The sequence below is a fragment of the Ignavibacteria bacterium genome (assembly GCA_016873775.1).
Classification (GTDB): Bacteria; Bacteroidota; Ignavibacteria; order UBA10030; family F1-140-MAGs086; genus JAGXRH01.
The window spans coordinates 1-11858 of sequence record VGWC01000073.1 but is presented as its reverse complement, the minus strand read 5'-3'; the positions used below and the strand labels follow the sequence as shown (position 1 = coordinate 11858).

At 40.0% G+C, this 11858-nt stretch carries 11 protein-coding genes; 2 read left to right on the top strand and 9 right to left on the bottom strand.

The window, feature by feature from the left end; genetic code table 11:
• The 9 genes from FJ218_09320 to FJ218_09280 all read right to left on the bottom strand — a co-directional run.
• On the bottom strand, nucleotides 1-375 hold a 375-nt coding region (locus FJ218_09320; GenBank protein MBM4167098.1), incomplete at its 3' end, for a TRAP transporter small permease subunit.
• Between the two features lie 81 nt (nucleotides 376-456).
• A complete protein-coding gene (locus FJ218_09315; GenBank protein ID MBM4167097.1) occupies nucleotides 457-1455 on the bottom strand; it encodes an ABC transporter substrate-binding protein in 999 nt (332 codons plus the stop codon).
• Nucleotides 1456-1543: 88 nt separating this feature from the next.
• On the bottom strand, nucleotides 1544-2410 hold the full coding sequence (locus FJ218_09310; GenBank protein MBM4167096.1) for a hypothetical protein: 867 nt from the start codon (nucleotides 2408-2410) through the stop codon (nucleotides 1544-1546).
• Between the two features lie 84 nt (nucleotides 2411-2494).
• Nucleotides 2495-3235, bottom strand: coding sequence for an ABC transporter ATP-binding protein (locus tag FJ218_09305; GenBank protein ID MBM4167095.1), 741 nt, complete (start codon nucleotides 3233-3235; stop codon nucleotides 2495-2497).
• Nucleotides 3236-4846: 1611 nt separating this feature from the next.
• Nucleotides 4847-7075 (bottom strand): VCBS repeat-containing protein, encoded by a 2229-nt coding sequence (locus FJ218_09300; GenBank protein MBM4167094.1) that lies wholly within the window; start codon nucleotides 7073-7075, stop codon nucleotides 4847-4849.
• Between the two features lie 20 nt (nucleotides 7076-7095).
• Complete coding sequence (locus tag FJ218_09295; protein MBM4167093.1) at nucleotides 7096-7605, bottom strand: acyl-CoA thioesterase; 510 nt, start codon at nucleotides 7603-7605, stop codon at nucleotides 7096-7098.
• A gap of 3 nt (nucleotides 7606-7608) precedes the next feature.
• Nucleotides 7609-8442, bottom strand: coding sequence for an outer membrane protein assembly factor BamD (gene bamD / locus FJ218_09290; protein ID MBM4167092.1), 834 nt, complete (start codon nucleotides 8440-8442; stop codon nucleotides 7609-7611).
• Nucleotides 8442-9026, bottom strand: coding sequence for a hypothetical protein (locus FJ218_09285; GenBank protein MBM4167091.1), 585 nt, complete (start codon nucleotides 9024-9026; stop codon nucleotides 8442-8444). Before FJ218_09285 ends, bamD begins: the two co-directional genes overlap by 1 nt.
• Before the next feature lie 64 nt (nucleotides 9027-9090).
• A complete protein-coding gene (locus FJ218_09280) occupies nucleotides 9091-10392 on the bottom strand; it encodes a Glu/Leu/Phe/Val dehydrogenase (protein MBM4167090.1) in 1302 nt (433 codons plus the stop codon).
• Nucleotides 10393-10658: 266 nt separating this feature from the next.
• Here FJ218_09280 and FJ218_09275 point away from each other — a divergent pair, with 266 nt between their 5' ends.
• Both FJ218_09275 and FJ218_09270 read left to right on the top strand, forming a co-directional pair.
• Complete coding sequence (locus FJ218_09275) at nucleotides 10659-11549, top strand: transketolase (protein ID MBM4167089.1); 891 nt, start codon at nucleotides 10659-10661, stop codon at nucleotides 11547-11549.
• Between the two features lie 55 nt (nucleotides 11550-11604).
• Nucleotides 11605-11858: transketolase family protein (locus tag FJ218_09270; protein ID MBM4167088.1), on the top strand; the 254-nt coding region annotated here is incomplete at its 3' end.

Genomic DNA, 11858 nt, shown 5'->3' with positions numbered 1-11858 from the left:
GAACAGGTCGAGAGAATCTTCATCAAAGCCGACTTCGAGAAATTGCAGCGCTGCTCGAAGAAGAAGAAATGCAATAACAGAAGCAAACAGATCTACGATGAAGAGCGCGAGGTGCATCATTCGTGGCGAAAGCAACCGATTAACGAATTCGATGCCGAAATGTTTTTCTTCTTTTGTTGCGAGAACTGCTCCGAGAAATCCAACCCAAAGCACAATGTACCGCAACAACGGATCTCCCCACAAAAACCCGAACGAAAAGAAATTCCGAAGGAGAACTTGAAGAAACGCCAGTAGAACCATAATTGAAAGCATTGTAACGATAATTGCGCTTTCAACTTTTGCGAGGTATTTTTCGATGGAAAAAATGAGTTTCATTGTTGAGATATTGTTATTCCGGACGAAGTGAGGAATCTACAAAAAAGATTCCTCGTCGTTTCACTTCTCGGAATGACAAAATTATTTTTTACTCTTTGAACGAATGTTTCCCACTTCTTTTTCCACGTCATTCAACAACGTTTCATCGAACAATTTTCCGACAAGCAGACGACGCGCTTTTTTCCCTATTTCATCATATTCTGATAAACTTTTTGTATCAACCGCAATAACTTGAATTCCGTTTTTCTTTAATGTCTCGATTGATTTTGCATTGTCTTCGCGGGAAAGTTTTGTGAGTTTATTGAAATAAGTTTTTCCACTACGGATGAGAATTTGTTGCAAGTCGGCAGGAATTTTATCGAACATTTTTTTTGATACAACAATTGCTCCCTGCGCATCAGCGAGCGGTAAATCAAGCATATATTTTGTCCGAGTGAACCATTGCAATGCAACTCCCGCAAGCGGCGACGTATAAACTCCGTCAATTAATTTCGTTTGCAACGATGTGAGAACATCAGTAATCGAAAGCGGAATCGGATGAATACCAATTGTGGTGAACATCGCTTCGGCAATCGGGTCGCCTTCCCAAATCCACATTTTTACTTTCTTCAAATCCGTTGGAGCAGAAACTTGCGTGTTGGTGAGTGTGTACACAAAACCAACTTCTGCGAAACCAAGTAACACAAAACCATTATCTTCAAATTCTTTTCGGAATGTAGCATCGAATTTGTTGCGGACGGAATCAACTTCATCATAACTTTTGAAAAGAAACGGTGAATCGAGTATGCGAACTTTTTTGGCAATCTCTCCAATTCCAACGCCGGTAACTCCCGCCGCATGTAATTGTCCCAAACGCACTTTTCGCAAGATATCTTTTTCATCGCCCTGAACTCCTCCGGCGTACATTTTAAATCCAACGCGACCGTTTGTTTCCTTGCGAACTTTTGCATCGAATTCTTTCATCACATTCATCCATGTTGAACCATCTGGAGCAAGTGTCGCAAATTTGATGGTGAATTCTTGCGAATAGAGATTAGAAGTTATGAAAAGGAAAAGAATGAGAAGTTTTTTGTAGTTCATTGTTTATTTTGAAAGTCATTTGGAATTTGTCACTGGTCATTTGCGAAGGAACGATGGCCAATGAAGAATTATAATATTGAATGAAGAGTTAAAACAAGTCGTTGATTTTGTTCCGAAGAAGTATTGCCTTTTTCTTTGCAATTGCATTCGTGAGTTTTTGTTCTGGAAAAATATCAAGCGATGCATTTTCTACGGTGGAAAGAAGTTGTTCAAATAATTCTTGATTTTGCGTTTGCACGCAGTAATATTTCGCGTAATAAATTTGCGTAAGTAAAAATTTTCCACCGTTTATACGCAATGCTGTTTCAAAATACTGTTTGGATTTGTTCATATCGCCGCCAAGTATTGCCGGACGACTTCCGTATAACGCGCCGAGGAAAAAATTCGCTCCACTGAAATAATATGCGGAATCTTTTTCCGCAACAAATTTCATCATCGCTTCTATTTTCGAAAGCGAAGCGATCGCGTCGGGATTGGCTAAATCAAGATATACGTAACTTCCCCAATTTAACGCTGTCCAAAAAATTGCCGGAACATCATCGTTTGTAGATTGATGTAATGCAGTTTGAAAATCTTCGACACTTCCGTCAAGTTCGTGATGGAATGATTTTTTTTTGCGTAAAATTTTTTGTGCATAATTTTTTGCGCGAAGATATAAATCTTTTGCTCGCTGTGGTTCTTCGTCTTCGACAAATCCCAGTGCATAACCGGCGTAACCTTGCGAAGCGAGAAGTAAATATTGTTCGTTATCTGGAGTAGATTTCAAAAGTCCGTCAAGCAATTTGAGATTGGAAAGAATGCTTGTTTCTGCAATTTTTAAATCGCTTTCTTCATTGACGGCAATGAAGGTATTTTCAATAAAACCGGAAACAGAATACGAAACGAATGTTGTGAGACTACATCCGGATATAAAAAAATGGAAAATTGCAAACAGGAAAAATCGTTGTGCGTGCATCGGAAAATTTTTCGCCGTTAAATATAGTAAATTCAGAATGAGTGAAACGAAGAAGTTTGTTGGTGTGAAGTTAGGAGAAGCAATTTATTGCAACAGAATATGTTTATTGCAAAGTTCAACGTCCTGATGTTCATTCGTTGCAACAATTACAATACCGAGTTCGCATTGTTCACGAATTATTTCGAACACGACAGTTCTTCCGTCATCATCTAAATTGGATGTCGGTTCATCAAGTATTAAGAGGCGCGGCGAATGAAGAAGCGCAAGCGCATATTTCAGCCGTTGTTTCATTCCGGAAGAAAACGTGCGCACAAAATCATTTTTTCGGGAAAGCAATTTCACTCGTTCCAGTAAATACTCTTCATACGGCGCATCGGTTTTCTGGTTTCGAACTTGACGGAGAAACTCGATATGTTCGGCGGGAGTAAATTCATCATAGAGTTGTAAATAGGGAGCAACAAAGCCGATATGCAGAAATCGCTCATCCGTAGAAAGCAATGTTCCGTTGAGAAAAAAATCAATGGTTCCCTTATTGGGAGAAAGAACTCCAGCGCAAATTTTGGCTAGCGTGGATTTTCCGGAACCATTATTTCCGGCAATGGAAAGCGCATCTCCTTTTTCCAGAGAGAACGATACATCGCTGAACACCAAACGTCTTCCGAATTTTTTTTGAATCTTTGTTGCAGAAAAATTCATCTGTTCATTTTCGGATGAAAGCAAATTTTCCTTTCCATTGTTTATCATTGACCGTGAGAACGTAAAAATAAACTCCCGAAGAAGGAATAGTTCCGTTATCCGCTTTTCCGTTCCATTCGATAACGGCATTGCGATACCCAATGGAATTTTGAAAATCTTCTGTTTCCTGCATTCGCGAGCGTTCAAACACTGCAGTTAAATCCGATGCAAGAATGAGAAGCGCCATCGTTCCTTTGCGTTTGGGAGGAAGTTGAATTTTCAATGTTTGTGTTCCGTCGTACACAAAGGGATTAGGATACACTAATAATTTTTCTTCCGATTGAAACCGCGTAATGAGTTCGCGTGATGTCCAGTTTGAATCGGCATCTGTCCAGAGATTATGTTTGAAATATTCGAGACGCGCGCTGTAATGATTGGGCAACGAATAAAACAGCGTATCTCCTTCGCCTGCTTGAATTGTGTATCGGAAAAACGAGGATGTGTCATTCATACTGTGGCGAGCAATCATCGTGAAAACCGTGTCGTCTCCGAATGTAATAGGAATGTAGCGCGCAGAAAAGTTTTCCTGAGTGTTTTCAATTTCTAATATTGTTCTGTTGGCAAGAATCGGTTTATCGAATCGAACGCTATTGCGAACGTAATAATACGAGCCGATTTTTTCGTACCAATAATAGTGTTTGCCTTCGACAAAATACCGAACTGTATCGGCGTTGTTTCCGATGAAAAAATTCCAGTATGAAAATTCGGTATAGAGATTATCGAATCCGCCAAATTGTTTTGCGGCATCATCTATCGCTTGCATAATCGGGATGCGGTCGCCTATATTGTCCCATGTTTTTTTCATTATTTCTCTTCCGATATTTTTATCGGAAGAATCGTGGAGAAATTTATCTTCCAAAAATTTTCCCCAAACTGCACGACTGTATTCGAGGTTGCCGATATCGTCGAAAAAAGAAAGTTGCGGATTTGCAAAATGTCCCGACGGGTCGCGAAGGTAATTGTAATAATCGTTCACATCGTTATACACAACATCTTCCATCCAGGTTGACGTTAATTCCATAAAAAAACTCGGCGGATTAAGTCCATACGTATATTGAATAACGTGATGAAGTTCGTGCGCGGCTGTTACTTTTGCTCCATCAAGTCCTGATGTTGAAAAGCAACTTTCAGGCCGACAAGGTTCATTTGAATAATCGTTATCTAATGTAACTGAAAAAGAAGTGGCGTAACCGTACATACGATTCAATGCGCGAATTTCTACTCGTAACGGCAAGAAAAACAACGGATGATAACCAAGGGAGTCAACTTCTATGTTGTACGAGGTTTGTAAGTACACTGCAACAGATTCGATATAAGCGCGCGCCGTTCCTTCGATACGATTTCCGCTTGCATCAAGTAATGCAGCAGATGAATCTCCGGTCGTATTGAAATAGAAATGAAAATTTCCTATCGTTGTATCGTTCTGAAAAAATTTGGGAGTGAGAAGTTCATCGAATTCGCGTTGTTGTTGCAGTGTAAGTTCGTTACGATGAGTTTGCAAATATTGAATTATCCATGTTCCGCATTTTTCGGGCAAATCCGACGGAGAAAATTTTTGTTCCGAAAATGTATGGAATTGTTTGAATACGTTGAGGAGCGAATCAAGATTGTATTGAATTTCTTTCTCGTTACTATTTTGTGAAACAAGTAAACGCGGAAATACGAAAAATAAAAATACAACGACAATTGACTTTCTCATCCTTATTTTCCCCAATGAATGGTGAGCGTACCCTTTTCGGAATCGGTAAACGCAATATCCATCTTAGCATCGGTATTAAAATTTCCAACGATAAAACTTCCGAGTGAAGAAACCGCAAGAAGTATTTCCGGTTTAAGAAATGTTCCTTCGCCTCTTCCGTAACAAACTTGAATCGCTTGTGTAAGTTCATTGTAAAACAGTATATCAATATTGCCGTCAGAATTAGCGTCCGAAATCTGAATATGTTCGTACCGCGAAATATGAACATTATTGATTCGTTGAATCGGAATTTGAAACGAAGTATTCTTGCTTCGAAGACTGAAAAACAACGTGTTTGTTTTCCCGTTGATATTGCCAATAATATCGGATTGTAAATCGCGATTGATGTCGGCATTCCAGAGTAGTACGCGTGATGCAGTCGAATCCAAGAGTGATAATATTTTTAACGGCGGAAAAAATTCTCTTTTCGGATTCTGTGTTCCGTCGTGATATTTTCCTTTTGCTATATATAAACTTATGCGACGAATCTGTTCATCGAGCGAAGCGAACACCATATCTTCGACGCCATCGCCGGAGATGTCGGAAATGTATGCGCCCAGTACATTTTGTTTTTCTCCGAATGAAATGCTCTGCTCGATATACTGAGACGAAGGAAGTTCCTGGAATGTATACAACGTAGAACGCGAAGATGCGTCGTCGTTTCTACATTCGACAATAAAATTCGTCCGCAGCGAAAATGAATCTTTTTCTACATACAGTAACGTTGGCTTCATTGCCGTGGAAATGGAAGCAATAGTCGAAGTGTATTCCTCGTTCACGTTCAAAATAGAAACGGAATTTTTTTGTTCGTGCGCAACAAACAGCGTGTTCGTTACTCCGTTCTTTGCAACAGAGAAAAAGGAAGGAACTTCTTCCGTTTGGATAAAAATTGATGCGTTGAAGGTTCCGTTGTTTGCATTTTCAAAAAACGAAATTGAATGAGAACCTTCGTTGGCAACAAGAATATCTGCAAAGCCATCGCGCGAAAAATCATAAGCAAGCAATCCTTTCGGATGCAATCCGGTTGCATAATTGTGTTTCTGCTCCACTGTTTTTACGGCGTTTTGACTGTTAATAAATTCAATAATTTTTCCTTGTTGCTGGTCGAGTACAATTGCATCTTCATTTTTTCCTTCGAGCGATGCGGTGAGAATGTTGCTTGCGTTTTCTCTTGCGGCATAAACGATGGATTGCTGAAATGGATGTTCTTTTGCATTCCATAAAACGTTCAACGATTTTTTTTCTACGTATGCAATATCTGTATATGCGTCGTTATCAACATTACAGAGAACAAAATCTGTCATCGGCGATTGTAAGGGAATGTTCGACAGTTGCTGATAATTTCCAAACTCATCGCCGTAGTACACTGATACATTATTTCCATCTTCAAAACTTATGACGATATCTTGAAACGTATCGCCGTTGATATCGCGCGCTGCAATTTTTTTTAGCGCACTGTCAAATTTCCATACATATTGAGAAGTGAATTTCATTTTTCCTCGCTGAGCAAACACAGAAACGGAATTATGAATCCAATCCAGCACGAATAAATCAACCGCTCCGTCATCGTTCACATCCACGGCAATAATATCACCAACGGAAATATCTTTGCATAGTGTTGCCGTTAGGCGAAATTCTCCATCTTTACTTTGCATTAAAGCGCCAACGCCCTGTGTTTTTTTTCCGAACAATAACATATCCTTGAATCCGTCTCCGTTGATATCGGTAGCGAGTATTTTTTCATACGGTTGTTTTGTAGTAAACAGTAACGTTGAGTATAAAAAATCTCGCTCGCTTCCCCAAAATACTTCCACCGTTGTTGGAGACGATTCCAGAAACGCGATATCGTCCATTCCATCGTTATTGAAATCGCCGACTGTTACCGACGAACTTTGTTGATGAAGAGAAAATTCCTTTTTCACCCAAAACCCGAACGAATTTTTTCGAAAGAGCGCGAACACATTTCGTGAACGAACACCAAATTCGCTGTGAAAATTTTCATTCACATTAGCAACAAAAAGTTCCTGCGGATTTTGTGGTGTCGAAAATTCATGAACAATTCCATATCCTGCTCGCTGTTTTAACGGTTGCGCGGTTACTCCGCAAACGCATAAAACAACGCAAAGCGCAACAATCAAACGAACATTATCGTACGCTTTTGTTATAATAAACGGCTCTACGTACTCAACCAATGTAACCTCCCCATCATACGCTACGCTGATAACACATTTGTTCGGTGTTGTAATCGTCGTTCGCGGCGAATCAACGCTTCGCGAAAACGACGTTTTTCGTCTTTCGTTTCGGGAATGATCGGTGATACATTTGTCGGCTTCCCGTTGCTATCAAGCGCAACAAACGTTAAATATGCAGTGTTAGACTTTTTCTTTTCTCCCGTTAATAAATTTTCCGACGTTGCCTGAACTCCTACTTCCATTGAAGTCGTAAAAACGCGATTGACGGAAGCGCGCAATGTTACGACTTCTCCCAATCGAATCGGATGATGAAAATTGATTTCATCAACGGAAGCCGTAACACACACTTTTCCGCAGTGTCGTTGCGCAGCGATAGCGGCGGCAATATCAATCCAATGCATCAGTTTTCCGCCAAGTAATGCGCCTAACTGATTCGTGTCGTTGGGAAGCACGAGTTCAATCATTTCCGTTTGCGAATCTTTAACGGTTTTCAACGCATGGTTTGTTGCTATGGTATATTTTTTTTTCATACGTTAATAATCACTCTCTGTTCGTTTTTCGGGAATATGCGCCGGTTGTTCCTTTAATTCCGTTTCGATACTTCTTTTTAATTGTTGCGCTTGTTCTTTCCATTTGCTTTCCGGGTATTTAAGAAAAAATACGCTCAACGCTTCTTTTGCTTTTTCCAATTTCTTTCGTGAAACGAATGATTGCGCAATTCCTAATTGCGCTTGTTCTGCAAATTCCGTATCGTGAAACCGCTCGAGGATGTTTTCAAAATAATGCTGCGCCGAAAGGTATTCTTCGAGTGTCATATACAATACTGCAATATCAAATTCTTTTTTTGCTAATCGCCCGTTGAGTCGTTTTATTTTTTCACTCGCAGAACCTGCGCTATCGTGTTGCGGATAATATTCTAAAAATGTTTGAAACTCATCAATCGCTTTATTCGTATATCGCTGGTCTAATGTGGAACGCGGAGAAAGACGATAGTAACTTTGCGCAAGTTGAAATTGAGCCATCGGAACATAAGTGCTGGATGCCATGCGTTTTTTCAGCATATCATATTCAAACGCGGCAAGTAAAAATTCTTCGCGTTCGTAGTAACATTCTCCCAGATAGTACTGAGCATCGTCAGCATATTCGCTTCCGGAATACTGCAATCCGACAATTTTGAATTCTTCAATCGCTTCCAGATAATTTTCTTCAAGAAGCAATTCTTTTCCTTTCTGAAAACATTCTTCGGCGGTGCGTTGCTTTATGAGTTCTTGAGAACTGCATCCGAACATTGCAACGAGAAGAACATAGAATGTTCCTTGATTTGTGTTTAATATTGTTTTCAAAAAATTTATGACACTTTGATTCATCAACTTCTTACGGTAAAAAATAGAAATATCACAATAGCCGTTGTTCCGATAATAACGAACGGCTCAACGTATTCATCCATCCATGATATGTTTTCTTTGTTTCCAATAGTAATGTCAAAGGCAAGATTTTCTATGCTGTTCACGTCGTCCCATCGAATTGTATCTTTTGCATTCCAATCTTTTTCGCCTATAAACATAACTTCCCCCGTTTGCTTTCTTGAAATTGTAGTTGTAAGCGAAAGTGAAACAAAACGCTCGATGAATCGTGTTCCCCAAAAAGACATTCGAAATGGCTTGCTGTATTTGACGCTTGTGCGAGTAGGATATGTTTCCCAAACAATGGTATTTGAGCGTGCGCGAGAAAATAATGCTGTAACAATACTTCGTTCTTGCAACGATTGAATGAGTTGTTGTTCTATAAATACGTGAGGAGAAAAAACGCGAACTTCAATCGTATCGTGTTCTATCGTGCGCAGTTCACTTGCTATCGAATGGGTAATCTCGGAGACTGCTTTTTGAAATATCTGCACATTGGTGAAACGTATTTCTTCCGCGAAATCTTGCTTCGGAAATGCACTATTCACAAGTGTCAGCAAAAGAAAAAGGAGGGAACAAATCCCTCCTTTGGAGAACATCAGAGGAAACGAATTAAGCGTAAATACCCCGAACAAGAAGTGCCTTGGAAACTTTATCAATAGAAAACGCATATGCTCCGATACGCATAGTGGTGTTGTATTTTTTCGCCGTAGTATACACATTATTAAATGCTGCCGCCATCATTTCAGCAAGGCGATTATTGACTTCATGTTCACTCCAGAAAAATCCCATTCTGTCTTGTACCCATTCAAAATAGGAAACGCCAACGCCGCCCGCATTAGCAAGAATATCGGGGATAACAAGAATGCCTTTTTCTTCTAAAATTTTATCTGCATTTGCTGCCGTAGGACCATTTGCCCCTTCGGAAATTATTTTCGCTTTAATTTTTCTTGCGTTCTTTGCAGTAATTTGGTCTTCTTTTGCGGCGGGAACAAGAACGTCGCATTCGAGTTCCAATAATTCTGTCATCGAAATTTTATCCGCTTTTTTGTATCCCTCTAAAGATTTGTTTTTAGCACAGTATTCAATTGCATCTTTCACATCAATTCCGGTTTTATTGACGTATGCGCCGGAGATATCACCGATGCCAATTATTTTACATCCTTTTTCCTGAAGTAATTGTGCGGAAACAGAACCGACGTTTCCAAATCCTTGAATAACTACGGAAGATTGTTCAGGTTTCAAACCAAGTTTTTCCATCGCACTCATCGTAACGTGCATTACTCCTCGTCCGGTTGCTTCTCTCCTTCCGGCAGAACCACCGAGAATAAGCGGTTTGCCTGTAACTACTGCAAGTTCTGTTTTTTTCATATGCATACTGTATGTATCCATCAGCCACGCCATTGTTTGTTCGTTGGTGTTCATATCCGGCGCAGGAATGTCTCTATCAGGTCCAAATACGTCGAGCAACGCAGATGTATAACGTCGTGTCATTTTTTCAATTTCTGCTTGCGACATCTTTCGCGGGTCGCAAACAACTCCACCTTTTGCTCCTCCGAATGGAATATTCACTACAGCACATTTCCACGTCATCCACGCAGCAAGTGCGCGTACTTCATCCAATGTAACATCAGGGGCGTATCGAATACCTCCTTTCGATGGTCCCATAACGTCATTGTGAATAACACGATATCCTTCAAATACCTGCAAATGTCCATCGTCCATTACAACAGGAATAGAAACGATAACCTGTTTCATCGGCGATTTCAAATATTGATAGACATTACGATTGAGTTGTAAAATTTCTGCCGCCTTATCAAAGCGATGCATCATTGATTCAAAGGGATTTTCTTTATCAAGAATAGGCGTTGCTTCTACAACCGATGCGAGCGTTTGTTGAATTTCTTTTTGCATTTAAGATCTAAAAAATTCGGAGGAAAAAAAGAATGAACTTGACTTGTTAAAAAAGCGGGACAAATTTATCAATTCTACAGAAATAGACAAAAAATCTTCTAACCACTACGTGAATATCAAAAAGTTTGTGCTTTTTTTTAATTGCGTACATCAATTTCATCAAGTATCAATAAGTTATGACAGTCTTCCGTTTTTTTGTTCCTGCTATTTTCCATAAATTTTTACCGTTATTTTTTCATAATACTTCAAAGATTTTCCGCGTCCCTATGCACAATTTTTTACTTGAAGAAATTCAAGAAATGGCTCGCCAAATTCGCCGCGATATTATCAAAATGTTGATGATTTCTAAATCAGGACACAGCGGCGGTCCACTCGGTTTGGCTGATATTTTTGCTTCATTGTATTTCAAAATCCTCAATCAAAATCCAAAAAACCCTCAATGGGAGGGAAGAGATTTCTTTTTTCTTTCTGCCGGACATCTCGCGCCAGTTTGGTATTCAACGCTTGCTCGAGCGGGATTTTTTCCAATTTCTGAATTGAACACACTTCGAAAAATCAACGGACGTTTACAAGGTCATCCCGCGCCGCCAAAAACACACGGACTTCCCGGAATTGAAATTGCTTCCGGTGCGCTTGGTCAGGGAATGTCGGTTGCAGTTGGTTGCGCACTTGGTTTGCAAATGGATAAAAAGCCGAATCGCGTTTTCGTTCTCTGTGGCGATGGCGAACTCGATGAAGGACAAACGTGGGAAGGAATGATGACGGCGGCGCATTACAAACTTGATAATCTCACTGCGATTGTGGATAGAAATTTTTGTCAGATTGATGATAGAACGGAAAACGTAATGACGCTCGAACCGCTTGCGGATAAATGGCGTGCGTTCGGTTGGAATGTAATCGAGTGCGACGGAAACAACATCGAAGAATTTTTGTTCGCCGTTGACACAGCAAAAAAGATAAAAGGAAAACCAAGCGTTCTTATTGCAAAAACATTTATGGGGCGCGGCGTTTCGTTTATGGAAGATGATTACAAATGGCACGGTGTTCCTCCAAATGATGAACAAGGCAAACAAGCATTAAGCGAACTTCCTCCTACAAAGTATGGAGATTTTATTATGTTCGACTGGGAGAAAGAAATGGTTGGAATTAAATCGTAATCAGTTCTTCATACAGCAATCTAAAATCTGAATTCTAAAATCTAACATTATCTCGATGGCAAAACTACAAAGCAAAGAATTAAAATCCACGCGACTCGGTTTCGGCGAAGCGTTGGTAGAACTCGGAAAAGAAAATCCGAACATCGTTGTTCTCGGCGGCGATGTAACCGGTTCCGTGCGAACAGATTTATTCAAAAAAGCGTATCCCGATAGATTTTTTTCCGTTGGCGTTGCAGAACAAGATATGATGGGAGTTGCCGCAGGATTTTGTCTTGCGGGAAAAATTCCTTTCGCATCGGCGTACGGCGA

Excerpts from the sequence above, each read along its gene's own strand:
- FJ218_09295 (MBM4167093.1), bottom strand. The coding sequence starts at position 7,605 with ATGAAAAAAAAATATACCATAGCAACAAACCATGCGTTGAAAACCGTT.
- FJ218_09280 (MBM4167090.1), bottom strand. The coding sequence starts at position 10,392 with ATGCAAAAAGAAATTCAACAAACGCTCGCATCGGTTGTAGAAGCAACG.
- FJ218_09310 (MBM4167096.1), bottom strand. The coding sequence starts at position 2,410 with ATGCACGCACAACGATTTTTCCTGTTTGCAATTTTCCATTTTTTTATA.
- bamD (MBM4167092.1), bottom strand. The coding sequence starts at position 8,442 with ATGAATCAAAGTGTCATAAATTTTTTGAAAACAATATTAAACACAAAT.
- FJ218_09305 (MBM4167095.1), bottom strand. The coding sequence starts at position 3,235 with ATGCCGTTATCGAATGGAACGGAAAAGCGGATAACGGAACTATTCCTT.
- FJ218_09275 (MBM4167089.1), top strand. The coding sequence starts at position 10,659 with ATGCACAATTTTTTACTTGAAGAAATTCAAGAAATGGCTCGCCAAATT.
- FJ218_09315 (MBM4167097.1), bottom strand. The coding sequence starts at position 1,455 with ATGAACTACAAAAAACTTCTCATTCTTTTCCTTTTCATAACTTCTAAT.